The 26,082-nt window shown below is 62.8% G+C and carries 24 protein-coding genes; 5 read left to right on the top strand and 19 right to left on the bottom strand.

The window, feature by feature from the left end; translation table 11 throughout:
* Positions 1 to 20: 20 nt before the first annotated feature.
* Together H7C86_RS08385 and H7C86_RS08380 are read right to left on the bottom strand one after the other, a co-directional pair.
* On the bottom strand, positions 21 to 1,808 hold the full coding sequence (locus tag H7C86_RS08385; RefSeq protein WP_372461253.1) for an ABC transporter ATP-binding protein: 1,788 nt from the start codon (positions 1,806 to 1,808) through the stop codon (positions 21 to 23).
* 11 nt (positions 1,809 to 1,819) lie between these two features.
* Positions 1,820 to 3,574: an ABC transporter ATP-binding protein gene (locus H7C86_RS08380; protein ID WP_259349067.1), complete on the bottom strand. Its 1,755-nt coding sequence runs from the start codon at positions 3,572 to 3,574 to the stop codon at positions 1,820 to 1,822.
* 153 nt (positions 3,575 to 3,727) lie between these two features.
* Between H7C86_RS08380 and H7C86_RS08375 the strand changes: the two genes are divergently transcribed.
* Entirely contained in the window at positions 3,728 to 3,904 is a 177-nt protein-coding gene (locus H7C86_RS08375; protein ID WP_019747006.1) for a hypothetical protein, read from the top strand.
* A gap of 103 nt (positions 3,905 to 4,007) precedes the next feature.
* A complete protein-coding gene (locus tag H7C86_RS08370) occupies positions 4,008 to 5,471 on the top strand; it encodes a trehalose-6-phosphate synthase (protein WP_020906320.1) in 1,464 nt (487 codons plus the stop codon).
* An 89-nt stretch (positions 5,472 to 5,560) separates the two neighbouring features.
* Here the strand turns inward: H7C86_RS08370 and H7C86_RS08365 are convergent, their stop codons facing one another.
* From H7C86_RS08365 to H7C86_RS08310, 12 genes are all read right to left on the bottom strand, one after another.
* Complete coding sequence (locus H7C86_RS08365) at positions 5,561 to 6,094, bottom strand: twin-arginine translocation pathway signal (RefSeq protein ID WP_019747004.1); 534 nt, start codon at positions 6,092 to 6,094, stop codon at positions 5,561 to 5,563.
* Complete coding sequence (locus H7C86_RS08360) at positions 6,091 to 6,879, bottom strand: hypothetical protein (protein ID WP_029254526.1); 789 nt, start codon at positions 6,877 to 6,879, stop codon at positions 6,091 to 6,093. Before H7C86_RS08360 ends, H7C86_RS08365 begins: the two co-directional genes overlap by 4 nt.
* Positions 6,879 to 8,273 (bottom strand): MCE family protein, encoded by a 1,395-nt coding sequence (locus H7C86_RS08355; protein ID WP_019747002.1) that lies wholly within the window; start codon positions 8,271 to 8,273, stop codon positions 6,879 to 6,881. Before H7C86_RS08355 ends, H7C86_RS08360 begins: the two co-directional genes overlap by 1 nt.
* Positions 8,270 to 9,532, bottom strand: coding sequence for an MCE family protein (locus tag H7C86_RS08350; protein ID WP_182261394.1), 1,263 nt, complete (start codon positions 9,530 to 9,532; stop codon positions 8,270 to 8,272). Before H7C86_RS08350 ends, H7C86_RS08355 begins: the two co-directional genes overlap by 4 nt.
* Positions 9,532 to 10,836 carry an MCE family protein gene (locus H7C86_RS08345; protein ID WP_019747000.1) on the bottom strand — a complete coding sequence of 435 codons (1,305 nt, stop codon included), beginning with the start codon at positions 10,834 to 10,836 and terminating at the stop codon, positions 9,532 to 9,534. Before H7C86_RS08345 ends, H7C86_RS08350 begins: the two co-directional genes overlap by 1 nt.
* The gene (locus H7C86_RS08340) at positions 10,833 to 11,891 is read right to left on the bottom strand and encodes an MCE family protein (protein ID WP_003945728.1); all 1,059 of its coding nucleotides are present in this window, start codon (positions 11,889 to 11,891) and stop codon (positions 10,833 to 10,835) included. The genes H7C86_RS08345 and H7C86_RS08340 overlap by 4 nt, the downstream gene beginning before the upstream one ends.
* Positions 11,888 to 12,907 (bottom strand): MCE family protein, encoded by a 1,020-nt coding sequence (locus H7C86_RS08335; protein WP_019746999.1) that lies wholly within the window; start codon positions 12,905 to 12,907, stop codon positions 11,888 to 11,890. Before H7C86_RS08335 ends, H7C86_RS08340 begins: the two co-directional genes overlap by 4 nt.
* On the bottom strand, positions 12,907 to 14,091 hold the full coding sequence (locus tag H7C86_RS08330; RefSeq protein ID WP_003945815.1) for an MCE family protein: 1,185 nt from the start codon (positions 14,089 to 14,091) through the stop codon (positions 12,907 to 12,909). Before H7C86_RS08330 ends, H7C86_RS08335 begins: the two co-directional genes overlap by 1 nt.
* Positions 14,092 to 14,102: 11 nt before the next feature.
* Positions 14,103 to 14,954 (bottom strand): ABC transporter permease, encoded by an 852-nt coding sequence (locus tag H7C86_RS08325; protein ID WP_003945759.1) that lies wholly within the window; start codon positions 14,952 to 14,954, stop codon positions 14,103 to 14,105.
* 64 nt (positions 14,955 to 15,018) lie between these two features.
* The gene (locus H7C86_RS08320; protein ID WP_003945687.1) at positions 15,019 to 15,783 is read right to left on the bottom strand and encodes an ABC transporter permease; all 765 of its coding nucleotides are present in this window, start codon (positions 15,781 to 15,783) and stop codon (positions 15,019 to 15,021) included.
* 502 nt (positions 15,784 to 16,285) lie between these two features.
* Entirely contained in the window at positions 16,286 to 17,203 is a 918-nt protein-coding gene (locus H7C86_RS08315) for a 3-oxoacyl-ACP reductase (protein ID WP_007734334.1), read from the bottom strand.
* A gap of 109 nt (positions 17,204 to 17,312) precedes the next feature.
* On the bottom strand, positions 17,313 to 17,504 hold the full coding sequence (locus H7C86_RS08310; RefSeq protein WP_007734330.1) for a ferredoxin: 192 nt from the start codon (positions 17,502 to 17,504) through the stop codon (positions 17,313 to 17,315).
* A 265-nt stretch (positions 17,505 to 17,769) separates the two neighbouring features.
* Between H7C86_RS08310 and H7C86_RS08305 the strand changes: the two genes are divergently transcribed.
* The 3 genes from H7C86_RS08305 to H7C86_RS08295 all read left to right on the top strand — a co-directional run bounded on the left by H7C86_RS08305 (position 17,770) and on the right by H7C86_RS08295 (position 21,778).
* Positions 17,770 to 18,951 carry an acyl-CoA dehydrogenase family protein gene (locus H7C86_RS08305; RefSeq protein WP_182261393.1) on the top strand — a complete coding sequence of 394 codons (1,182 nt, stop codon included), beginning with the start codon at positions 17,770 to 17,772 and terminating at the stop codon, positions 18,949 to 18,951.
* Positions 18,952 to 18,963: 12 nt separating this feature from the next.
* Positions 18,964 to 20,085, top strand: a complete 1,122-nt coding sequence (locus H7C86_RS08300) for an acyl-CoA dehydrogenase family protein (RefSeq protein WP_020968503.1) — start codon at positions 18,964 to 18,966, stop codon at positions 20,083 to 20,085.
* 61 nt (positions 20,086 to 20,146) lie between these two features.
* On the top strand, positions 20,147 to 21,778 hold the full coding sequence (locus H7C86_RS08295; RefSeq protein WP_182261392.1) for a long-chain-fatty-acid--CoA ligase: 1,632 nt from the start codon (positions 20,147 to 20,149) through the stop codon (positions 21,776 to 21,778).
* Positions 21,779 to 21,787: 9 nt separating this feature from the next.
* On the opposite strand, the gene nagB is transcribed toward H7C86_RS08295, so the two are convergent.
* From nagB to H7C86_RS08270, 5 genes are read right to left on the bottom strand one after another with little or no spacing between them, the layout of a single operon-like run.
* On the bottom strand, positions 21,788 to 22,567 hold the full coding sequence (nagB, locus tag H7C86_RS08290; RefSeq protein WP_182261391.1) for a glucosamine-6-phosphate deaminase: 780 nt from the start codon (positions 22,565 to 22,567) through the stop codon (positions 21,788 to 21,790).
* 11 nt (positions 22,568 to 22,578) lie between these two features.
* The gene (locus H7C86_RS08285) at positions 22,579 to 23,763 is read right to left on the bottom strand and encodes an N-acetylglucosamine-6-phosphate deacetylase (RefSeq protein WP_029254522.1); all 1,185 of its coding nucleotides are present in this window, start codon (positions 23,761 to 23,763) and stop codon (positions 22,579 to 22,581) included.
* A complete protein-coding gene (locus tag H7C86_RS08280) occupies positions 23,760 to 24,452 on the bottom strand; it encodes an SGNH/GDSL hydrolase family protein (RefSeq protein WP_182261390.1) in 693 nt (230 codons plus the stop codon). Before H7C86_RS08280 ends, H7C86_RS08285 begins: the two co-directional genes overlap by 4 nt.
* Positions 24,449 to 25,156, bottom strand: coding sequence for an N-acetylmannosamine-6-phosphate 2-epimerase (locus H7C86_RS08275; protein ID WP_182261389.1), 708 nt, complete (start codon positions 25,154 to 25,156; stop codon positions 24,449 to 24,451). The genes H7C86_RS08280 and H7C86_RS08275 overlap by 4 nt, the downstream gene beginning before the upstream one ends.
* Complete coding sequence (locus H7C86_RS08270) at positions 25,153 to 26,082, bottom strand: ROK family protein (protein ID WP_182261388.1); 930 nt, start codon at positions 26,080 to 26,082, stop codon at positions 25,153 to 25,155. Before H7C86_RS08270 ends, H7C86_RS08275 begins: the two co-directional genes overlap by 4 nt.

Below are 26,082 nucleotides of genomic sequence, written 5' to 3'. Positions count from 1 at the left end.
CAAACCCCAGTACAAACCCCTCAGTCGCGACCTTCCCAGGCCGCCCACAGTTGTGCGTAACGCCCGCCCGCGGACACCAGTTCGCGGTGCGGGCCTTCTTCTACGATCTGTCCGTGTTCGAGCACGATCACTCGGTCGGCGCCCGCGGCCTGTGTAAGCCGGTGTGCAACAACCAGAGTGGTGCGGCCCTCCGTAGCGGCGTCGGCAGTCGCTTCCAGTTCCCGTGCTCCGGCGCTGCCCGCCTCCGCTGTTGCTTCGTCCAGTACCGCGACGGCCGGGTCGGCCAACACCAGTCGCGCCAAAGCCAACTGCTGCGCCTGTGCCGCCGTCATCTCGTGCCCGCCTTCGCCCACGACGGTCAACATTCCCTCGTCGAGAGCCTCCACCCACTCGTACGCGCCGACCGTCCGCAGCGCCGCGGCTACGTCCTCGTCCGAGGATTCGGGAGCGGCCAACCTCAGATCCTCGATCAGGGGCCCGGCAAAAACATGGACCTCCTGACTCACGATCGCGATGTGGCGTCGTAGGTCGTCGAGGTCTGCAAGCGGGACACCACCGATCGACACCCGCCCCGACGTCGGAGTGATCGAACCGGCAGAGATCGCCGCAAGCGTCGTTTTTCCGGCTCCGGTCGAACCGACGAGCGCCACGCGCTCTCCCGCTCGCAGGGTGAGGCTCACTCCGTGGAGAACCTCATGGCCACCGTCATAGCTGTGCCGAATGTCGTCCAGACGCAGCGAACCGTCGGCCGGAACGGAACCTGCATCCGTCGAAGGCTCCGTTTCCTCGATCTCGACGACGCCGACCAGTCGCGCGAGGCTGGCGCCGGCCGACTGCACTTCGTCGAAGGTGTAAAGCAGCGAGCCGATCGGGTTGAACAGGCGATGGAACAGCAGAGCAGCAGTCGTCGTCTGGCCGACTGTCACGACGTCCTCACGGACCAGCAGGAATCCGACGACGAGAATCATGGACAAGCCCACGAATTCGGCGCGGTTACCGCGACCGGCGAATCTCGTGAACAGGCCGAACACGCCGACGGCCAGATCACGCGCTTTTGCCGACGCCGCATCTATCTGACCGAGGTGTTCCTTCTCGAGGCTGTACGCGCGGACCGTCTTGGCACCCTGGAGGCTGCTGATGAGCGCTTGTGAACGAGCGCCCATCGCTACCCGCTCGGCAGCGTAAATGGGAGCCGATCGTGGCAGGTACCACTTGAGCGCCAGCGCGTACATCGGCAGCGCGACCATTCCGGCGAGGCCGAGGCGCCAGTCGAGTCCGAGCATGGTCACCATGCTCAGAGCCACGAGCAGAACTGCTGCGATCATGCCGGGAACCACGTCGGACACGGCCTTGGCGATCACCGACACGTCGTCGCCGACTCGTGAGAGCAGATCGCCCTTGCCGACCTTCTCGACGGTCTGGATCGGCAGGCGCAGTGCCCGGTCCACGGTTCGCTCGCGCAGGTCCGCCAGAATCGTCTCGCCGAGTCGCTTGATCAGATAGGCGGCCACACCGGTGAACACACCGCCCACGATTGCGGCGGCGGCGATGATCACGACCACCCCGACGATCGTCGACGTGGGCGCGTTGTCCCGGACCCGGTCGACCAGGACACCGAATACGTAAATCGGCACCAAGGCCATCGCCGACGCCGAAGCCGCGACGATCAGGACCAACAGGCTCTGCATCCGGTGTTCGGCCAGCGCTGCCCGCAACCACTTCCAGGTCTGGCGACCACTCGCGATCGGCAACAGCTCGCGCTCGGTCACCTTCTCCGCGTTCTCCCCGGCCGGCATATCGGTTGTCATGTCCGTGGCCGTCACCGCAGCACCGCTCCTCGGTAGTTCGCGTCGCCGCGAGAGAGTTCGGAATGTGTGCCGATCGAGGCAATCACTCCGTCGTTCAAGACGATCACTCGATCCGTCACAGCCAACAAGGCCGGGCTGCTGGTGATCAATACCGTCGTGTGAATGCCACCGGCACCCTCGTGCCGCAGTTCTGCGATTCCTTCGGCGATCGACGCCTCGGTTACCGCGTCCACTGCCGTAGTCGGATCGTGCAGGACCATCACGGGTGCCTGTGCCACCAAGGCGCGCGCGAGGGCGACGCGTTGTCGCTGACCTCCCGACAAACTGGCGCCTCGATCGGTCACTTCGAGGTCGAGACCGTCCGGATGTGCGTCGACGACATCCGCCGCTGCCGACGCCGCCAGAGCGCTCTGGATGTCGAGAGCAGCGCCGTCACCGGCGCCCGCAGTGACGTTCGAGGCGAGGGACCCGGAGAACAGATCGGTGATGTGCGGCTCCACCAACACCGTCCGACGCGCCAATCGCAAGTCCATGTCGGACAGGCTGATTCCGCCAACCCTCACCACTCCGCGATACGCGCCCTGAGCCAGCTGACCGGACAGGACCGCGACAAGAGCGTCGGCGTCCTGCGGCTGGTAAGCCACGACGCCCAGCAGTTCTCCCGCAGGCAGGTGCAAGTCGATGCCCTTGAGCGACTTGTACTCGACTCCGTCGAGGGTCAGGTCGGTGCCTTCGAGTTCGGTCTGCGAACCCGCGCCCCGCAGTGGCTCCGCGTCCAAGACCAATGCCAGTCGATCCGACGACGCCCGCGCCACCGCGAAGTATCCGGGAATGGACGCAAGCAATCCGAGCGGTTCGATGATGAACTGCGCAAGCCCCACCACGGTGATCAGTTCACCGACCGTGATCCGGCCCTGCAACGCGAAGTACCCGGCGAAGCCCGCAACACCGACTGCGAGCAACGCACTGACGGTCGCGGCAACGCCGGTGTAGATACCGGTCGCCTTGGCCGTGCCGATCGTCGACGCGAGCGCCTGACGGCTGACTGTGCGATAGCGAGCCGACGCGGTCTTCTCACCACCGATACCGCGCAGTGGACGCAATCCGCTGACCAGATCCGTAGCCATCGCCGACGCCCGCGCGATCGACGCCTGCTGACCGGTGGCCCTCGACGTGATGAGCGGCGCCGCCAATTGCAGCAGACCGAGAATGACCGGCGTTCCGATCAGAACGGCCAATCCCAGCCAGAGGTCGATCCACACCAAAGCCGCGGCCGACGCGACCGCAGCCGTCAGGGCCGCAGCCGCGCGCGGGACGATGTCCGCGATCCACGAAGTCTGCTCGGCGTCCGATGTCGAAACAGTCAGCAGTTCACCTGAACGCAGATCGGTTCGCACCCCGCGCGGATCGAGGACGCGGTGCGCCACCTCGAGCCGGAGGCGATGAGCCTCCTGCTGCATCGCGGTGACGATGAAGCGTGCACCGAAGCGCCACGCGGCCGTCAGAACGAGAAACAGAGCCGCGAGACCGACGATGGAGACGATCAGGGCCGTGGTGTCCGAAGTCTCCACCGCACGGTCGATGATCACACCGATGGAGATCGGCACCGCCGTCTCGGTCAGTTGGTGCAGACAGACCAGAACCGTGCCGATAGCGAGCGGGCGACGGTTGCGGACGAGGACGCGTCGCAAAATCGCAGCACCGCTGTGATTGCCACTATCGGGCTCGTCCGAGTCGACGGTCACACTCGAGGGGGTCGAACTCATGGAACTCCAAGCATCGATGGAAGCGATAAAGTTGAGTACAGAGATAAGTAAGTCGACCCTAATACATGAGCAACTAGCGTCGACACGCCCAGTTCTCATAGAGTCGCGAGTAAGAAACATTGCTTGCGCCGTGCAGGCAAGCACGAGAGGAACATGATGGCTGAGAACACGACCGTCGAAACCGAGATCGCGGACGAGGAAATCGAGACCGTCGCCGAGGAAACAGCGCGCATGGCGCAGCACGTTGTCGCTGCATACGCGGAGGATGCCGACGAGTGCAGGATGCTGCTCTCGATGCTCGGTATCTCTCCCGCCGCCAAGCTCGACTGAATCTTTCCCTCACCGACCGAGAAGGAACCACGTGCCTGTCAGTCCGGATTCGACCAGTTCAACCCTTTCTGACAGCGCACTTGCTTCTTCGACCGGTGACACCGTGTCCGGGCAGGCTGAGTTCGTCGTCGTAGCGAACCGCCTGCCCGTCGACTTGGAACGGCTTCCCGACGGCACCACCCGCTGGAAGCGGAGCCCCGGTGGACTGGTCACCGCTCTCGAGCCGATTCTGCGCAGCAATCAGGGCGCGTGGGTGGGCTGGGCGGGCGTGCCCGACGCCGATCTCGACCCCATCGTCGAAGACGGACTCGAGCTCTACCCCGTGCCGCTGAGCGCCGAGGAGATCAACGAGTACTACGAGGGGTTCTCCAACGCCACCCTCTGGCCGCTCTATCACGACGTCATCGTCAAACCCGAGTACCACCGCGAATGGTGGAACGCCTACGTCGAGGTGAATCGGCGGTTCGCCGAAGCCACTTCCAAGGCAGCGGCTCAGGGCGCAACCGTCTGGATCCAGGACTACCAGCTGCAGTTGGTACCGAAGATGCTGCGGATGCTGCGCCCCGACCTCACCATCGGATTCTTCCTGCACATTCCGTTTCCCCCGGTCGAGCTGTTCATGCAGATGCCGTGGCGCACCGAGATCGTCGAAGGCCTCCTCGGCGCCGACCTCATCGGCTTCCACCTTCCTGGTGGCGCACAGAACTTCCTCTATCTGGCCAGACGCCTTGCCGGACAGCAGACTTCACGTGGAACCGTCGGAGTCCGCTCCAAACTCGGTGTGGTGCAAGTAGGTTTCCGTAGCGTCCGCGTCGGTGCATTCCCCATCTCCATCGACTCCGGCAAGCTCGACGAGCTATCACGCACCAAGGCAATTCGAGACCGCGCCAAGCAGATTCGCAAAGAACTCGGAAACCCCAAGCACATCATGCTGGGCGTGGACCGCCTCGACTACACCAAGGGCATCGACGTCAGGCTCGCCGCACTCCACGAACTTCTCATGGAGAAGCGCATCGATCCCGCCGACACGGTCATGGTGCAGTTGGCGACCCCGAGCCGCGAACGCGTCGAAAGCTACGTACAGATGCGCGGAGACATCGAGCAGAAGGTCTCCCGGATCAACGGCGAGTTCAGCGAAGTCGGTCGCCCCGTCGTCCACTACATCCATCGGCCGATCCCCCGCGACGAACTGGTCGCGTTCTTCGTCGCTGCCGACCTCATGCTGGTCACACCGCTGCGTGACGGTATGAACCTGGTCGCCAAGGAGTACGTCGCCTGCCGCAGTGATCTGGGCGGCGCATTGCTGCTCAGCGAATTCACCGGCGCTGCAGCAGAACTCCGCCAGGCTTTCCTGTGCAATCCCCACGACCTCGACGACGTCAAGGATTCGATGGAGAAGGCCCTCAATCAACCGCGAGAGGACGGCCGACGCCACATGCGTGCGCTACGTCGTCAGGTCCTGACCCACGACGTCGACCGCTGGGCACGCTCGTTCCTCGACGCGCTCGCGCACGGCGGTGCCGCAGGTCCGGCGCTGATCGCCCCGGCCGAAGCACAAGACCACTGAGGACAGTGCACAAAGGCTGGGGCCGCGGAGAGTGAATCTCCGCGGCCCCAGCCTGTTTCATGGCCGGATCCAGCCCTTGGTGTGTTTGATCAGAAGGGTTGGACGTTGTTCACGAGCCAACGCCCGTCCTGCTTCTCCAGACTCATCTTGACGCGACTACCACTGGCGACGGCTTCGGGTGACTCCGAAGACGTAGTGATCTGATTGAGGAACAGCATCGTCGTCGCACTGTCTGCCTCGGCGTCGAGAACCGCGGCGCCCTGGACGACTACCTGAACGGTCAGCGACTTTTCCTTGGCTCCCGGAATGATCACCGATTCGATCAGGTTGGTGAACGTGCCCTGGAAATCGCCCGTCAAACCGTCTGTGGCCGCGTGCAACTGCTGGTCGACGTTGTTGTAGTCGTACTGGAACATCGCAACCGCCTGATCGGAAGAGGCCTGTGCCACTTCGTCTCTGGTCTGATCGATCGCCGCGATGTCACGCGTTCCACCCGGACCGAAGTAGAGATACGCCGACACTGCCGCCAACGCGATGGCCACTGCACTGATGACGCACAGAACGATGGCGAGCGGTGAGACACGCTTGGGCTTGGACGTCTCGGGGATTACTTCTGGGGTCATGGCACAAACTCCACATTCGAGGCAAGCAACTGCCCGTCGACGTCGCACATGGTGATTCGGAGTCGGTAGTTGCGTTCAGCGGGCGCTTCGTCGCCGTTCTTCTGCATCGCACGCACCGCGACCAATGAAGTCCCGCAATCGCCGTCGGACTTCTCGAACCCGGCTTCGAGTACCTCGCCGTCGGTCTGAACTCCGGCCTGCCCGAGGACGTTGACAAACGAATCCTTGCGTCCGTCGAACTGCGACTTGAACTCGTCGGTGGTGCCGGCGAGGAACTTGTCGAGGTCGGCAGCCGCTGTATCCGCGTGCAGTGTCGTCAGATTCAGTGCGGTGGTCCGGGCACCGGCCACGTAGCGCGCTCGGTCCTCGTCGGCATTGGACGCCTTGTTCCGGTCGACGAGAAGAAACACCGTCAGGGCCGCAAGAGCAACAGCGATCACCGAAGCAACGGCGATCCCGACTACCAACCCGGCCTTGGGCTTCGAACGAACAGGGGTGTCCACAGCAGTTTCTGCGGGGGTTTCGGCGGCACCGGTCGGCTCAGCCTTGGTCGCGACCTGATCACCGCTGACGACCTTCTCAGGTGGAGTATCGGGCTTGCCCAAAGCAACTGGCGCCGCCGCCTTCTGCTCAGCCGCCTTCTGCTCGGCTGGCTTCTGTTCGGCCGACTTCTTTTCGGTGGGCACTACTACCGCGGCAGCGTCTGCATCCGCACCCGTGGGTCCGGCGCTGCGGGATGCGCGACGGCGCACCCGCTGCCCGGCCTGTGGATCTTCGTCTGTCATCAACCCTGCTGACCCTTCATGAACTGTTCGAGACTGACGTCGCCGCCACCGAGGTTCGGTTGCGAGTACGTCCTTCCGTCCGGCCCGATGTACGTGCCTGTAATCGGATCGTACCGACGAGCCGAGACCGAAGGCGTCGACGTGTACGAGCTCGGGGTCGCGGTAATCGGTTCCGGAGGCCCGGATTGCGGGTTCGTGCCCATCGGTACGTAGCCGGAACGGCACTGTTCGACCGTCGGCGCACGACGTCCCGGATACTCCTCGCAGGGAAGGTTTCTCGCGCCGCGCACCGCGATCGGCGAATCCTGGGCAACCTGGCAGAAGAGATCCGACGGCGTCTCGATCGGTGATTCGTCCTTCGGACTGCGCCACTGCTCTGCGGGCAGGAATCCTGTAGTGCACGGCGGCGGGTCGTTGACCTCCATGTGGAAGTCCACCAGTGCACCATCCGCAGCCGGGCCGGAGCCTGCCACCGTGACCAGCGCTGCGGCCAGCGGCGGGTAGATGACCAGAATCTGCTCGATCGCGTTGTTGTAGATCACGCCGACCTGTCCGACGGACACGAGGTTCGCCAGAAGAATCGGCAATGTCGGCTGCATGTCTTGCAGAAGAGCATTCGCCTCCGCCGCTGCCGCCGGCCCCTTCTGGATGACGGCACGCAGATCAGGGTCGCTGGCTCGGAGCTGGTCGGTGAACGTCACCAGATTGCTTGTCCAGGAACGGATGGCGTCGCTGCTGACCACCTGAGTGTCCAGGAGTGGACCGGCCTGCTCGATCAGCGTCTTGGTCGCGTCGGAGTTGTTGTTCGCCTCCTCGACGAACAGCCGAGCCGAGTCGATCAGCTTCTGCAGATCCGGGCCGGCACCGTTGAACGCCTTGAAGGATTCGTCGATGACGGTCTTGAGCTTGGTGTCGGAAATGCTCTGCAGCAACAGATCTGCCTGATCGAGCATCGCGCCGACATCCTGCGGAATGCTGGTTCGGTCTTCGGGAATCACCGATCCGTTTTCCAGATGCCCGTCGACCACGATCGCTCCGGAGCTGTCGGTGTGCGGAATCAGGTCGACGAACTGCTCGCCGATCGCCGACACACTCTTGACCGCAGCATCGACGTCCGACGGAACCTTGACGCCACTCTCGAGAGACAGTCGCGCATTCACACCCGTCTCCGAGAGCTCCACCGCGTTCACGACACCGATGGTCTGACCGCGGTAGGTGACGTTCGAGTTCTTGTACAGCCCACCGGTGGCGGGCAATTCGACAGTGACGTCGTAACGGCCGATACCGACCATCGCCGGAACACGCACGTACTGAGTGGCCATCACGATCAAACCGACGACCGTCAAGACGGCGAAGATGGTGAGCTGGATACGGACGAACTTTGTGAGCATCATGGTGCCGGTGCCCCCTGAGGAAGTCCTGGAATGTTGATCGGCGGAAGTCCCGGAATCTGAATGGTATTCGGATCCGCTGCCGGGGCCTGCGCAGCGGGAGCCTGTCCGGCGGGAGCCTGTCCGGCGGGAGCCTGGGCCGGCGGTGCGGCAGGCTTGAGCGGATCGCTCAACGGGTTGCCTGTCTGTCCGGCGAGCCCGGCCTGCTTACCCAACACACCTTCCGGGCCGGAGAGTGTTCCGGCCAACGGAGTTCCGGTGAGGAAGTTCGCGTCGAGTCGGGGCAGCGAGATGTCGATGGTCATTGCCAGGTTGGCGTAGTCACCTCGGATGACGTTGTCGATTCCGTTCTGTGGGAACGGGAACGTCAAGAGGACTCCGAGAACTTGAGTGAGAGCGTTACCCGAATCCGCCAAGGCCTTCAGAGTCGGCGAAAGAGCCCGAACGTTGGTCGCGAAATCGTCGCCGCTCTCCTGGATGACACGGCTCGCCACCTCGCTGAGACCACCGAGGGAGGTCAACGCGTTGGTGATGTCCTGACGCTGAGCGACAAGAATCTCGAGTGCCGGCGGAATACCTTCGAGCGCTTTGTTCAAGGTGTCGTGCTGTGCCTGGACGGTCGAGGACAGTCGATCGAGTCCTTCCATCGCCGAAACGATGTCGCCTCGTTGCTTGTCCAGACTTCCGACCAGCTGATCGAGCTGAGGTAGGAGGTCTCGAACGGAATCTTCACGCCCACCGAGAGCGGCATTGAGTTCCTTCGTGATGTCCTGAACCTGAGCGAGACCGCCGCCGTTGAGAACAACGGACAGCGACGACAGCGTCTGTTCCGTCGTCGGGTAAGCGCCCGCCCGCTCGATCGGAATCAGGTCACCGGCTTCGAGTCGGCCCTCGGGCTCTTCTCCAACCGGCGGCGCCAACTCGATGTGCTGAGAGCCGAGCAAGCTTGTCTGGCCGATTTTTGCCGTCGCGTTGGCGGGCAACTGAACCTCGGGATTCAGCGACACCGTCACCAGAGCGTGCCAGCCCTGAACCTCGATGTTCGAAACGCTTCCCACTGCAACGTCATCCACCCGGACGGGCGAATTCTGCGACAGCGTAGTCACGTTCGGCATCTCGATCTGGACCTCGTATGCGCCTTCGCCCCGGCCCTGAGTTCCTGGCATCGGCACAGAGTTGAGACCGTTCCATTCACAACCGCTGGCGCCGAGTGCCACTGCCGTGGCCAACACGGCAACCGTGGTCTTGCGAGCTACCCGCATCAGTTCCCTCCGCCCATGTTGAAGAGTTCGGCGAGATCCTTGGGAACACTCGTCATGGGAGCACCTGACATCGGTCCTGCGACAGTTTCCGGCTGATTCTGACTTGCCGCTTCCAATCCCGGTTCGGTGTAGACGATCTGATCCGGGAAAGCCTGCACGCCCGCGACCGGGTTGAACAGGAATCCGGGGTAGTTGCCGATCATCGTGCTGAGCACCGGCCCGAGGTACTGCTTACACAGGTCGGCACTGTTCTGGGAGTTACCACTGTCGATGCCTTCGATGGAACCACAGATCCACTGGATCGGATTCTTGAAGTTACTCAGTGCAATTGCGCCGGTCATGCTGCCCTGAGCCGGTTTGTAGATCTGATAGAAGTTGGCAAGCGACGTCGGTCCGGAGTGCAGAACCTGCTCGATCTCCGGGCGCTTGTCCGTCAGTACCTGGGTGGCATCGGCCAGACGCGCGACCGATTCGCTCAGTCCCTCGCTGTTGTCCTTGACGAACCGCTGAACGTCGCCCACCGCCAGGTCGAGATCGCTGAGGGCGGTGCCCAACTCGTCTGAGCTGCTTGCGAGAACGCTTGTCACCGAAGCGAGGTGACCGCTGAACTGCACGATCTGCTCGTTGCTAGAGGACAAGGCAGTGACAAACGCCTGCAGGTTCCGAATGGTGGAGAACAAATCGGTCCGGCCTTCGGACAGCGTGTGCATCGTGGCCGAGAGTTCGCGCAACGTCGACCGAATGGACTCACCGTTACCGTCGAGGTTCGTTCCCACAGTGTCGATGAATCGGCCGAGGGAACCCTGATCGTCCAGACCCTCCGGTCCGAGGGCGTCAGACAGTTTGGTCAGTTCGGTCTTGATCTCGTCCCACTCCACCGGAACGGCGGTGCGCTCGATCGGGATCTCGCCGCCATTGGGCATCTGTTCCCCGCCGGAGTACACGGGGGTCAATTGCACGAAGCGTGCGGACACGAGGCTTTGAGCAACGATGAGCGCCTTGGCATCTGCCGGAACGTCGACGCTCGAGTCGATCTTCATCTCGACGTACGTGTCCCGATCACGCGGTTCGATCTTCGTCACCTTGCCGACGTTGACACCGAGCACTCGCACGACGTCGCCCTCGTAGAGACCTGTCGTCGAGACGAAGTGCGCGGAGATCTTGGTCTTGCCCAGGCCAGGGATGAAGAGGTAGGCCGCACCCGCCACGAGCAGCGCGACCAGCACACCCGCTCCGATCAGCACCCACTTCTTGCGTGGGTTGGTGGAGCCCTGTGAATCCTGTGAAGTCATGGTCTCGGTCATTCTCCCGGCCCCCTGATCGTCGGTGGAATACCGGGGAAGAAGTCTTCCAGGTCGCCCGGAACCTGCTCGGGCGCGACGCTGGTGTCCACCAAGGTCTTCCACCAGTTACTCGGCAGAATGTTGATGATGAAGGCATCGAAGAACGGGCCGCTGGCCACGGTCTCGCCGAGCGCGGTGATGTACGGTCCGAGGCCGTCGAGCGCCCCGGCGATGTTGTCCTTGTTCTGCTGAAGAACCTCGGCGACCGAATTCAGCTTCTCGAGGGTCGGCCCCATCTGAGCCTCGTTCTCCTGCACAAGCGCTGACAGTTGACGTGAGACTGCGCCGGTGTTGACGATCAGTTCGCTGATCGCGTCACGCCGCAAGCTGAGTTCGGCAAACAGCTTGTTTCCGTCAACCAGCAACGAATCGATCTGACCGCTTCTGTCGGAGAGGATCTTGGTGACATCTTCGGCCCGCGAGAGCAATTGGAGCAGGCTCTCGTCGCGTGAGTTGATGCTCTGCGAAAGCCGCGTCATTCCGTCCAACGCGGTGCGCAGTTCGGGCGGAGTATCGGCCAGCGTGTCCGAGATCGCGTTGAGCGAATCGTTGATCTGTTCCGTGTCGAGTTCGGACACCGTGGTACCGAGGTCACCCAGAGCGTCGTTGAGCGAGTACGGGGAGTTGGTGCGTTCCACCGGAATCGGCGTGTCCGTGCGCAGCAGTCCGGATCCTTCCGGCCGCACCGCCAACGACTTTCGGCCGAGAACCGTGTTGGTCTTGATGTCGGCCGCGGTCTGCTCGCCCAGGGCGACACCGTCTTGAACGGTGAAGGTGACCAGAACCTTCTGGTCGTCGAGTTCGACGTCGCTGACCTTGCCGACCTTCACGCCGGCCATGGTGACGTCGTCGCCGGTGACCAGGCCGCCGGCATCCTGGAAATACGCCGAGTAGCGAATGCCGCCGTTGATGAACTGGAGTTGATCGTATTGAAGCGCGGCACCCACGGTTGCCACCGCCAGGACGAGACCGATGACACCGATCTGTACCGGATTGCGTTCACGGGTAGGGGTCATGAGACTTTTGCGCACCTTCCCGTGTCCTGCACTGCCGTGGGCAAGATGATCGTCGTTCCGTCAGGTCCGGAGAACTTGAAAGTGTTGGCGCACAGATAGAACTGGAAGAACGCTCCGTACGTGCCCACTCGGATCAGCTTCCGGTAGTCGGACGGCAGACGACCGAGAGCGGTATTGATGTCGTCCTTGCCCAGGTCCAGCTGCGTCATCGTTCGGTTGGTCTCCCCGATCAGGGTCTGGATGTCCGGACGTGTCGCCTGCAGCAGCGATGCGAGATCTCCGGTCGCGCCGGCGATCTCGGTGATCGAATTACCGATCGGGCCACTGTCCTTCGCCAATCCACTGACCAACTGCTGGAGCTGATCGATCGTGGTGGAGAACTGATCACCCTTGTCGTTGATCGTGCCGAGTACGTCGTTGAGGTTGGTGATGACGTCCCCGATCAGCTGATCTCGGTCCGCCAACGTGCTGGTGAACGAACTGGTGTTTCCCAGAAGCGAAACCAATGTTCCACCCTGGCCTTGGAGTACCTGGAGCAGGGCCCCGGAGAGGTCGTTGACCTGCTGGGGGTCGAGAGAGCGAAGCAGCGGCTTGAATCCGCCGAGCAGCAGATCCAGATCGAGCGCGGGCGACGTCTGGTCGACTGGAATCGATCCACCTGACGAAAGCGTCTCGGTGGAACCAGCGCCCTCGAGCAGTTCCATGTAGCGGTCGCCCACCAGGTTCTCGTAGCGCACAGTCGCTTTGGTGCTCTTCATCAGTGAGTACTTGGTATCGACGTCGAACTCGACCTCGGCCTGGTTGGAGTCACCGATGGACACTCCGGTGACCGACCCGACCGGAACACCGGCGATACGTACCTTGTCGCCGGACTTGAGTCCCGAGACGTCCGAGAAGGTGGCGTGAAATCCGTTGCTGCTGCTGAAGCGCACCTGACTGAAGACGATCGCCAGTCCGGCGAAGATGACCGCCATGACGACGGTGAAAATCAGCAGCTTGACCGTGGTCGGTCTCATCACTTCCCGTCTTCCTGCTCGTAGGAGTCACCGAAGAGATACTGGAAAATAGTCGGCACGGTGACGCGCAGTTCGGTGTTGGGAACGAAAGGCACGTTGCCGGTGTTGGTGACTGCGAACGGGGCATGCCCGTCGACCTTCGGATCGAATTCGGGCAGACCATAACAATTGGGTCCACCGGAGGCCGCGACCTTGGGGAGAGATTGCGGGTTCTGGTACGCCTCGGCGCCGTACATGAAGCTCGCACTCAGCATCAGTGCCGCCTTGTCCCCGGTGCCTGCCAGTGGCTCGAACTTGATCCGGCCGTCGTTCAACCCGACGATGAAGCACGTCAGACCCGACGAGTACTTGTCGAGCAGGGTCGTCGTCGCGGTCAGAGTGTCGAGGGCGGTGGTCAGGTTCTGCTCGTTGTCGGTCAACAACGCGTTGCCGGTGTCCGCGAGGCCGGTGACGTTGAGCAACAGCAAGTCGAGGTTTGCCTGCTCGGCCACGATCGATCCGCTTGTCGCGGTGGCATTGTCGAGGATGCGCATCAGATCCGGTGCCACGTCGGCGTACAGGTTGGTGACATCGGCGGCGCCGACCAAGTCTTCCTGGAGCTGCGGCAGAACCGGATTCATCTTCTTCAGATAGGTGTCACCGAGCTCGAGAACCTCACCCAGCGACTCGCCGCGCCCGTTGAGCGCAGTGGAGATCGCGCCGAGTGTGGCGTTGAGCTTTTCCGGTTCGATCTTCGCGAGCACGTCCGAAAGATGTTCGAAGACACTGTTGAACTCGACGGTGACGCTGTCCGAGGCGATGACAGCACCCTCCTGGATCGGCTGGGTCGACGGATCGTCGGGAATCACGATGTTGACGTACTTCGCACCGAACACCGTGGTGGTCTTGATTTCCACCCGGGCGTTCGACGGAATCTTCGACATCTGGCCCGGATCCATCGCCAACTTCAGGTTTGCCTGGTCGCCGACGAGGGAGATCGATTCGACGCGGCCGACCTGCACTCCGCGCAGCTTCACCTTGGCATTCGGTTCCATGACCAGGCCGGCACGCGTGGACGTCACGGTTATGGGCGTGCTCTTGGTGAACCCACCCGAGAACATGGTGAGAGCAACGGCGACGATCGCCACGAGTCCGAGGACCAGGCCGGCTGCGGCCAACTTCTTGTGCCATCTGGGTACGGTCATCGCTTGCCCGCCTATCCCGACAGGTTGAAGTTGCCGGACCCGCCGTAGATGGCGAGTGAGATGAGCAGGGTGACCGTGACGACCGCGATCAACGAGGCGCGCACTGCGTTACCCACCGCGACACCGACGCCGACCGGGCCACCGGTTGCGTTGAAGCCGTAGTAGGTGTGGATGAGCATGACGGCCAGCGCCATGACTATCGCCTGCGCGAACGACCACAGTATGTCCGTGGGTATCAAGAAGGTCGTGAAGTAGTGGTCGTACACGCCGCCGGACTGGTTGTAGAGGAACACCGTCGCAAAGCGGCTGGCGACGAACGACGCGATCACCGCCAGGGAGTACAGCGGGATGATCGCGATCATGCCGGCCATGACGCGGGTGCTGACCAGATACGGAATCGACGGGATCGCCATCGTCTCCAGGGCGTCGATCTCTTCGGAGACGCGCATCGCACCGAGCTGCGCGGTGGAGCCGGCGCCGATGGTCGCGGCGAGGCCGATTCCGGCGATGACCGGCGCTGCGATGCGAACGTTGATGAAGGCGGCGAAGAAGCCCGTGAGTGCTTCGACACCGATGTTGCCCAGCGAGCTGTAGCCCTGAACGGCGATGGTGCCACCGGTGAACAGCGTCAGGAATCCGACGATCACGACGGTGCCACCGATGACGGCGAGCGCACCGGTGCCCATGCTGATCTCGGCGATCAGTCGCAGAGTTTCACGCGGATAGCGCATCAGCGCCTTGGGAGCGTGACCGAGAGCCTTCGCGAAGAACAGCGCTTGATCACCGATGCTGTCGATACTGCGAGAGATCGAGCCGATCTGTCGACGTGTGCGCGGGAAGCGTCCCGCTGCGGCCAACGCCATCAGATCTCCTCCCGTCCGTCGTTCGTCGTTCTGTCCACTTCGATCTCTCCGACTGCCGTGTGCCTCATCCGGCCGTCAACTTGATACCGATGGTCGTGATGAGCACGTTGACGACGAAGAGCGCCATGAACGCGAACACGACGGTCTGGTTGACCGCGTCACCGACGCTCTTGGCGCCGCCTTTGACGTTGAGTCCGAGGTAGGCCGCAACCAGGCCGGCGATCATGCCGAACAGTCCTGCTTTGACCATGGAGAGCATGAGCTCACCGAATCCGGTGAGCAGTGTGATGCCGTTGACGAAGGCGCCGGGATTCACGTCCTGGATGAACACGGAGAAGACGAAACCGCCGAGGATGCCGATGGTGCAGACCAGTCCGTTGAGGAGCAGCGCCACTCCCGTCGACGCGAGCACCCGGGGAACGACCAACCGGTGGATCGGATTGATACCGAGCACCTTCATGGCGTCGATCTCTTCGCGAATGGTTCTGGCCGAGAGGTCCGCGCAGATGGCGGTTGCGCCGGCGCCGGCGACGATCAGCACGGTGACGATGGGGCCGACCTGTGTGACGGTACCGAGCGCAGCGCCGGCACCGCTGAGGTCGGCTGCACCGATCTCGCGCAAGAGAATGTTGATGGTGAAGCTGACCAGCACCGTGAACGGGATTGCGACCAGCACCGTCGGCACCATCGAGACTCGCGCCACGAACCAGGCCTGATCGATGAACTCTTGACGCTGGAAGGGGCGGGAGAAGACTGCCCTCAAGGTTTGGGCGGACATCTGAAAGAAGCCACCGACCGCTCGTAATGGCACCTCGACGAGGTCTACCATTCGCCCTCCTCGTCCTTGGTTGCCGCAGTACTGTCTGTTCTCATAGTCCAGCCCCCGACAGCTTGTGACTCAGGTCATATTAACTAGAACGTGTTCACCTGTCAAAAACAAGTGTCCAACTCTAAGAAGTAGCCTCACGGCGACGATCCGAAACCCGAAGGTTCGGGCCATGGGAAGCATCCCTTTTCGGTGCGAATTTCGCCGAAATATCCTGGAAATTAATACTTTTGAATGATCAGCGCTTATCGGCGCCGGATCGAGACCCTGCTACCGCGCCAGCCTTGACCGGGCACGTCGATCGAATATCGCATCGTTCACAGGAATGCAAAATTGGAACACAGTCTAGTTTTTTCGAGACCGTTGGTCTCGTTGTAGAACGCAGGCAGAGTGCCGCGCCCACCGACTCGTGAACACGCTATTTCTACCAGGAAGTGGACACGTAGACCGTCTAAGTGTGAACAACGGTTCTACGTGTCGCGCACCTGAGAATCAGACCCGTCGATCAGCCCAACGCGCGCAGGGCCGCCGATGCCGAGAACATCTTTGCCGGGTCACGGTCAGCGAAGTAGTCACCCATCACCGCGGACAGCGTTTCCGGCGACCAGGAATCTCCCTCTGCGTCGAACCGCTGCTCGACGACGGGCGCCGCCATCAGCGCAACCATCGGTCCGTACACCACGAATACCTGACCGTTGACGGCGTCGGCCGCCGGTGACGCCAGGTACGAGACGAGCGATGCCACATGCTCGGGCGAGAGCGGATCGATGCCGTCGGCCGGCGCGTCACCGAACACACCTTCGGTCATCGACGTCCGTGCCCGCGGGCAGATCGCGTTGGCCCGAACGCCGTAGCGCGAGAGCCCACGTGCGGCCGACAACGTCAGCGCCGTGATTCCGGCTTTTGCAGCGCCGTAGTTGGGCTGCCCTTCCGGTCCGAGAAGGCCCGCCTCCGAAGAAGTGTTGACGATGCGCCCGTACACCGGCGCCCCGGCTTCCTTGGATTTCGCCCGCCAGTAGGCAGCGGCGTTGCGGCACAGGAGGAAATGGCCGCGAAGATGAACTTCGAGGACCAGATCCCAGTCTTCGTCGGACATGTTGAACAGCATCCGGTCGCGTACGACGCCGGCATTGTTGACGACGATGTCGACGCTGCCGAACTGTCCCTGCGCTGCTTCCATCAGTGCGTCGGCGGTAGAACGCTCACCGACGTTGCCTGCCACGAATTCGACTTTGGCGCCGAGACCGCGGATCTCCTCGAGCGTTGCTTCGACGGCCTCGTTCGGGGCCAGATCGTTGACGACCAACGACGCACCGGCCTTCGCCAGACCGATGGCCTCGAACTTTCCGAGCCCCGATCCGGCACCGGTCACGATGGCGACCTTGCCTTCGAGACTGGTTTCTGGGCTGTTCACAGCATTCATCGAAGCGCTCTCCCGGTTCTCTGCGGTCGTGTGTCGAGTTACCCGGCTCGATTGCCGTGACCCACGAGTTCGCAACTTTAGAACGTGTTCTTGTTTTGGGCAACCATCGTCACGGATGTTCGGTCAGCGCCGCACGCGGGCACTGAGCGATCGCGGAACGGACATCTTCCCAGCGATCCTCCGGCGGACGCACGGAACTGATCACGAGCTCCTCGTTGTCGTCGAGGTCGAAAATATCGGGTGCGATCCCTACGCACACACCGTTTGCCTCGCAACGGTCCAGATCAACCCTGACCTCCATGGCGATTCCTCTTCTCTACTCACTACTACTGGCGCGAACACGGATACGAAACGAGTGCCGCAGGGCTGTGCCGCACACCGTTCCTGGCGATAACACTAGAACCTGTTTCAGTCGTGTGCAATGATTCGAAAAAGTACCGAGAACGGACGTCGAACGATCCGCCGGAGACGGCGAGAGCGTCCATTGTCGCCGATGTACGCATCGATAGAACCTGTGTCAATCGAATGGTTGGCGCTTTGATTCGTATCTCTATGGAGAGGTAACCATGCACATCACCTACACCCCTGAGCAGCAACAGCTCCAGGAGGAGTTGCGTGCCTACTTCGCACAACTGATGACTCCCGAGCGGCGTGAAGCACTCGCTGCCACGACGGGTGAGTACGGCGAAGGCAATGTGTACCGCGAAGTCGTCGCGCAGATGGGCCAGGACGGCTGGCTCACGCTGGGTTGGCCGAAAGAGTACGGCGGACAGGAACGCTCCGCGATGGACCAGCTGATCTTCACCGACGAAGCTGCCATTGCCGGTGCGCCCGTGCCGTTCCTGACGATCAATTCCGTAGCGCCGACAATCATGCATTTCGGGACGGACGAGCAGAAGGCCTTCTTCCTGCCCAAGATCTCCCGCGGTGAGCTCCACTTCGCGATCGGTTACTCCGAGCCCGAGGCCGGCACCGACCTGGCGTCTCTGCGCACGTCGGCCGTCCGTGACGGTGACGATTACGTCATCAACGGGCAGAAGATGTGGACGAGCCTGATCCAGTACGCCGACTACGTGTGGTTGGCGTGCCGCACCGATCCGGAAGCCAAGAAGCACAAGGGAATCAGCATGCTGATCGTCCCGACCACCGCAGAAGGCTTCTCCTACACCCCGGTTCACACCATGGCCGGCCCCGACACCAGCGCCACTTACTACCAGGACATACGGGTCCCGGCGTCGTCGATAGTCGGCCAGGAACACGGCGGCTGGGCACTGATCACCAATCAGCTCAACCACGAGCGTGTTGCCCTCACCTCGGCCGGACCGATTCTGACCGCGCAGCGTGAGGTCCGCGAGTGGGCACAGAACACCAAGCTGCCCGACGGCCGACGCATGATCGACCAGGAATGGGTGCAGATCAATCTGGCTCGCGTGCATGCCAAGGCCGAGTACCTGAAGTTGATGAACTGGGAAATCGCCTCCGCAACCGATCACGCTCCAGGTCCCGAAGCGGCGTCGGCCAACAAGGTGTTCGGTACCGAATTCGCCACCGAGGCTTACCGCTTGCTGATGGAGATCCTCGGATCCTCCGCCACGATCAGGCAGAACTCCCCCGGCGCTCTTCTACGCGGACGCATCGAACGCATGCATCGTTCTTCGCTGATCCTGACGTTCGGCGGCGGTACCAACGAAGTGCAACGCGACATCATCGGCATGACAGCTCTGCGGCTTCCCGCATCGAAGCGATAAGGACCAACGATCATGGAATTCACCCTTACCGAGGCCCAGCAGGACCTGTCCGGACTGACACGATCCGTCGTCACCGAACTGGTCACCAACGACCGCCTTCGTGAACTCGACGCCGCCGAAGACCGTTTCGACGCCCTCTTGTGGAACGCTCTGGCTTCGGCCGGCGTTCTCGGCGCGGCCCTTCCGGAATCGGTGGGCGGCGACGGATTCGGTGTCCTCGAGCAGTGCAGCATCCTGGCCGAACTCGGCCGCGGCGTCGCAGCTGTTCCGTTCCTGACGTCCATCGTCGGGTCCGCCGCAGCGATAGCCGAATTCGGCTCGGACAAGCAGCGCGACGACTGGGCAAGCGCTGCCGCTGCCGGTGAGAAGATACTCACCGCGGCCCTCGCCGAGGAATACAACGACGACCCGGCGCACCCGATCACGCGTGCCGAGAAGACCGCCGACGGTTGGCGCATCGACGGAGCCAAGATCACCGTCGACAGTGCTCCGCTCGCAGATCTGTTCCTCGTCCCCGCCATCACCGAGGACGGTGTCGCGGTCTTCCTCGTCGAACCGTCGGACGCGGGCGTGAGCATTACCAGGCAATCGACCACGGATTTCTCGAGTGCGGCCCTGGTCGAGTTCGATTCGGTGCAGATCCCGGCCGATCGTGTTCTCGGCTCGGTTGCCCAAGGATCCGACATCGCGGCGTGGATCGTCGAACGAATTCAGCTCGGTTCCAGCGCCTACCAGTACGGGGTGCTCGATCAAGCGCTGAAGCTGACCGCCGAATACGCCACCGAGCGTGTGCAGTTCGGCCGTCCGATCGGTAGTTTCCAGGCCGTGGCCCAGCGCCTCGCCGACGGATACATCGATGTCAAGGGCGTTCGCCTGACTCTCTGGGCCGCAGCGTGGCGTCTGAGCGAAGGACTTCCGTCCGACGGGGCCGTACAGACGGCCAAGTTCTGGGCTGCAGATGCGGGACACCGCGTCGGGCACACCGCTGTTCACGTTCACGGCGGTGTTGGTCTGGACGAGGACCATCCGGTTCACCGCTACTTCCTCGCGGCCAAGCATCACGAGTTCCTGCTCGGCAACGCAACAGATCAGCTTCGCGCACTGGGCAAGGAACTTGCCGCAGTTCCTGCCTGAGTGCGTCCCACCGAGTGGAAATCCATGACCTGGTCCGAGACGAATCGATGATGATGCAGCTATGAGTCAGAGCCCCACTGTTTCCGATCTACTCCTCGGAGTCAGCGAGATCGACGACCGCGGTATCCGTTTCGAGGACCAGGTCATCACCTGGCGCGAGCACATTCAAGGCTCGTTCGATCGAGCAGCGCTGCTGGACACGCTGCTCGATCGAACGCGCCCCCGGCATTTCGGTCTTCTGATGGAGAACGTCCCCGAATTCTCACTACTGCTCGGCGCAGCATCGTTCTCGGGTTCGGTTGCTGCCGGACTGAACACGACCAGGCGCGGCCCGGCATTGGCGCGAGACATCCAACTCTCCGACTGCCAGGTCATCTTCACCGAGAACACCCAGGCACATCTACTCGACGACGTCGATCTCGGTGACGTCCGGGTGATCAACGTGGATTCTCCGGCCTGGACGCAATTGTTGGCGCCCTTCGCCGATACACCGGCCTACGCGTCGACGGCGCAGCCCGACGATCTGTTGATGCTCATTTTCACTTCCGGAACAAGCGGTGATCCCAAAGCGGTTCGGTGCACGCACCACAAGTTGGCCTCTCCCGGAGTCATGCTTGCCGATCGTTTCGGGCTCGGCGCCGACGACGTCGTCTACATGGCGATGCCCATGTTCCATTCCAACGCCATGATGGCGGCGTGGACGGTCGCGCTGCACGCTCGTGCGGGAATTGCCATGCGCCGCAAGTTCTCCGCTTCGGGCTTTCTGCCCGACGTTCACAAGTACGGAATCACGTACTCCAACTACGTCGGAAAGCCGTTGTCCTTCATCGCTTCCACCCCCGAGGTGCCGAACGAGCGGGAGAACACCTTGAAGATCATGTACGGCAACGAGGGTTCGGCGCCCGCCGTCGCCACCTTCGTCCGGCGCTTCGATGCCCGCGTCATCGACGGGTTCGGTTCCACCGAGGGCGGCATTTCGATTTCCGCGGCGCCGGTGCCGCGGACCGGCGCCCTCGGACTTCTCCCGGACGGGGTCAAGATCCTCGATCCCGAGACCGGAGCCCCATGCCCGCCTGCAGTCTTCGACGCTGACGGCCGGATCACCAATGCCGACGAGGCAACCGGTGAACTGGTCAACGTCACCGGCCCAGGCACATTCGCCGGGTACTACAAGAACCCGGAAGCCGACGCCGAGCGAATGCGCAACGGCCAGTACTGGAGCGGCGATCTGGCGTACACCGACGTCGACGGCTACGTCTACTTCGCGGGACGCAGTTCCGGTTGGCTACGAGTGGACGGCGAGAACATCGGCGCCGCACCCATCGAACGCTCGCTCGTCGGTTACCCGGGCTTCGCGCAGGTGTCCGTGTACGCAGTCCCCGACAGCGATGTCGGCGACCGCGTCATGGCGTCGGTGATTCCGGTCGGCGACGTCGACAACTTCGACCCGGCAGCCGTAGCCGAATACATCGATTCCCGGCCGGAACTCGGGCCGAAGCAGAAGCCGACCTTGATCCGCGTGTGCAGTGAGTTCCCTAGAACGGCGACGTTCAAGGTGGTCACTCGAACGCAGAGCGCCGAACGATGGAACACATCCGATCCGGTGTGGATCCGCCGGCGCGGAGAATCCGACTTCCAATTACTCACTCCCGAAATGGCACTCGGCCTCGAGAAGACGCGAGAGCCCGTCTAGCCCGATATCTCAGTAGTGCTGAGCAAGCGGTTTGTGCGCAGACACCGTTTTGTAGAACTCGGTGAGCCGAAGCTGTGATGCCGCTGCATCGTCGATCACCACCGTCGCGTGTGGATGCAGTTGGAGGACCGATGCCGGGCACACCGCGGCCAGCGGCCCCTCGACGGCAGCGGCAATCGCAGCGGCCTTGTGCTCGCCGGTCGCGATCATCACCAGATGCTTTGCTTCGCAAATAGTTCCGAGGCCCTGGGTGATCACGTGCCGTGGTACGTCGTCCGGACTCTCGAAGAATCGGGCGTTGTCGGTTCGAGTCTGTTCCGTCAGCGTCTTGACCCGGGTCCTCGAATTCAGCGAGGACGTCGGTTCGTTGAAACCGATGTGACCGTTGCCGCCGATGCCCAGTAGTTGTACGTCCACCGGACCATTCGACGCAATCGCCCGGTCGTAGGCTGCCGCGGCGGCAAATGGATCCGGCGCGGTGCCGTCGGGGCTGAATACCCTTGCCGCGTCCAGGTCCAGGTGATTCACCAGTTCGGTGCGGATCACCTGGGCATACGACTCCGGGTGGCCTTCCGGCAGGCCGACGTATTCGTCCAACAGGAACGCCTGCACGCCGGCAAAACTCAACCCGTCCTCGCGGTGACGGCGCGCGAGTTCGCGGTAGACAGAGAGCGGTGAAGACCCCGTCGCCAGGCCCAAAGTCCTTGAACCTGAATGCACCGCGTGTTCGAAGATGTCGGCAACAACGGTGCCGGCCGCATCCGCACTGTCGACAATGACAATTTCCATCGGTTGATTCCTCAGCTTTCGGTGTAGTTCATGAGCCAGTTCCCAGCGGCCATGACGGCGCGGGTTTCGAGTTCTGGACCGGTGACGATCAGATCGGCGCGGCAACCCGGCACGAGATCGCCGACCATTCCGGCCAGCCCCATCAGCGAAGCAGGCGTTGCCGTCGCTGCGATGACAGCCGAAAGCAGATCGACGCCGGCGTGATTGACAGCCCGGCGGACTATGTCCATCAACCGACTCGTCCCGCCGGCAATGGCCGTTTCCCCCTGGCCGGCCAATCGCGCCACGCCACCGACCACGTCGACGTCGAGAGGCCCGAGCGGGTAACGGCCGTCGGGCATTCCGGCGGCAGCCATCGCGTCGGAGACCAACGCGATCTGATGCGGACCGACAAGATCGAACACCGTCGCTACCGTCTCGTCGGCCAGATGTACTCCGTCCCCGACCAACTCGACCACCATCTGTCCTTTCGCAGCCGCGGCAAGACATGCCGCCACTGCGCCGGGAGCACGGTGATGCATCGGCGCCATACCGTTGAACAGGTGAGTGGCACTGAGCGGTGCATGCGCCGAGTGTGCGATCGAACGTGTCGCAATCGGGTTGGACGCATCGGTGTGTCCGATACTCACGACGGCACCGTGACGCTCCAGCAATGAGGCAAGTTCGTCGAAGTGTGCTGTCTCCGGAGCGATCGTCATCGAGCGAATGCGCCCACGGCCGGCTTCGAGCAGCGACTCGAGCAGAGCCGGGTCGCCGTCGAGAATGCTGTCGGGATCCTGGGCGCCACAACGAAGTACCGAAAGGAATGGACCTTCCAGGTGAATTCCGGCCAGCGTGCCCTCGTCCACCAGTCCTGCCAGGAGCTCGATGCGACTGCGCAGGATCTGCGGCGGCGCGGAGACGAGCGAGCCGATCACCGAGGTCGTGCCGTTCGTCCGATGGTGATCGGCAGCCACGGTGGATCCGAACTCGTCTGCCTCGGGGAAACCGAATCCGCCGGCGCCGTGGCAATGAACGTCGACCAAACCCGGAATGATCGTTGTTCCCGCAGCTGCCCGTTCGGGTAACGGGTCGGTTCGCTGCGACGCGGGTCCGGCCCACACCACACGATCACCGGAGATCTCGACAACCCCGTCCGAGAGCAATCGACCACCGGTCACCAATTGTCCACGCAGAATTTGTCCACGAAGTGTCACGACATCACCTGCGGTACAACGGGAACTTCGGCATCCGCGATCGACAACTCACGGAGCACGGCGTCCGCGAGCACGTAGTGCCCTTGTTCGTTCGGATGGAACGCGTCAGCCAGGAGAGCCGGCGGTGGGCCCTCGGGAGAATGGGCCGTCCACTGCGCGTAGTGGTCGACGAACACCACGCGCGTCGAGGCGGCAACCTGCCGCACGACCTCGACGTACTGAAGCAATCCAACTCTGGTGGGCGCATTCTCGACGTCGATCGGTGGCGGCGTCTGCAGGATCGGCACCGCACCGATCGCTCGCGTCCGGAAAATCATGTCCGAGAGGTCGTCTCGAAACCGCTCCAGTCCTTCTTCGCCATCCAATGCGTCATTCGTACCGAGCATGATCAACACCACCGAGGGTTCGAACACTTCGATGCGGTGTGCGAAACCCAAACGCACATCGGAGGATCGATTGCCGCTCACCCCGGTGTTGACAAGGACGTGGTTGAACAAGGAAAGTTCACCACGGACGCGCTCGGCGCAGTGTTCGACGTAACTTCGATGACCGTCGGTGTGCGTCAATCCCTGAGTGATGCTGTCGCCGGTGAAGACCCACCGGATCGGCGTCGAGGAGTCGCCGAGCAAAGTCTCCAGTCGAATCCGTTCGGCAGTCTTGGACTTCAAAGCCTTCGACGTCGGGGTCACACCCTCTGCCTTTCGGCGCCCGATACTGCGGCTGCAAATTTCGACGTGATGAACGCCGGATCCGTGATTGCGGTTCCGACAACCACCGAGTCTGCACCCAGGGCGATGGCGCGTGCCGCATCCTCCGGGCTGTGGTACCGCCCCTCGGCGATGAGGACCGCATCTGGAAGTGCCTGCCGCAGTTCCGAAACCAGCTCCAGGTCCGGGCCTGCCAGCCGTCGGCTGTTCTCGGTATATCCCGCCAGTGTGCTGGAGATGATGTCGGCGCCCGCCGCGGCGGCAGCGATGCCGTCCTCGAGTGTTCCACAATCAGCCATGACGAGGCCGCCGCGATCATGGACCGCGTCGACGGTGTCGGCAAAGGTCAGCCCGTCCGGACGCGGTCGCAGCGTGGCATCGGCAGCCACGATCTGCGCACCCGAATCCACGACTTCGAGGGCTGATTCCCTTGTCGGCGTGATGAACACGCCCTCCGAGCCGATCTTCGTCAAACCGATCACCGGTACCTTCACTGCCGACACGACTGCGGCGACATCCGGGGTTCCGCCCACACCGCCGCAGCGGATCGCCACTGCACCGCCGTCGACCGCGGCGCGGGCCATCCTCTCGATGGTCCCGGTGTCGCGCAAGGCATGGCCGTGTCCGGCCTGACAGGACACGATCAGCTTCCCGCTGATGATCGTGAGCAGTTCTTCGACAGTCACGGTGTTACCTCGATTCGTGTTGCGGCGGCCAGGAGCGCAGCTCCGACGAGCGGCGCATCGGTGCCCAAACGGGCAGGAAGAATGGCGGTTTCGGCAATGGGACCCATCGCTTCCACCCGGAAAGCGGACGTCAGCGGCGACAAGAGGTCGGCTCCGATCTGGGCTGCGCCGCCGCCGATGACGATCACCTCGGGATCGAATGCGGTGGCGACGCCGGCCAGGACTCGGCCGAGCAGAGTACCGGCGTCGGTGACCACGGCACGGGCGATCGGGTCGCCGGAGCGCATGAGTGCCACCACCTTCTGCAACGGTTGAGTGGGCACACCCGCCCGCGCTGCGTACTCGGCCTCCATCGCCGGGCCAGAGGCGACTGCCTCGAGGTGATCGGTTCTACCGCAACCGCAACCTATCGCCCCGGGGACCGGAACCAGCAGATGCGCGAGCTCGCCGGCTGTTCCGTGGGCACCGTGGTACAGCTGTCCGCCCACGGTCAACGCGCCACCGATTCCGGTACCGATCGAGACGAACAGTGCAGAGCTTCTACCACGACCGGCGCCGATCATGTTCTCGCCGTGGGCCATCGCGCGCACGTCGTTGTCCACCGTCACCGGTAGACCCGAGTGCGCCTCGAGTTCCCCGCGAACCTCGGCGCCACTCCATCCGGACAGAATGTCGGAGGCGAAGACGACGCGGCCACGCACCCGATCGATGATTCCCGGTGCACCGACTCCGATTCCGGCTACCGGGTGATTCGCCCTCAGACGGTCGACCAACGCGGTGGCGGTCTCGAGAACAGCCTCCTTACCGGCCGTCGGTGTTGCCGCACGAACCGTGTCGATCACGTCTCCGTCGGACGTCACCACCGCAGCAGCCACTTTGGTGCCGCCGATGTCGATGCCGATCCATCGCTTCTGCCCAGATGTCAT

This window comes from Rhodococcus sp. UFZ-B548 (genome assembly GCF_903819475.1).
Classification (GTDB): Bacteria; Actinomycetota; Actinomycetes; order Mycobacteriales; family Mycobacteriaceae; genus Rhodococcus_F; species Rhodococcus_F erythropolis.
The sequence above is the reverse complement of the archived record's forward strand: the minus strand, read 5'-3'. Positions and strand labels throughout refer to the sequence as shown.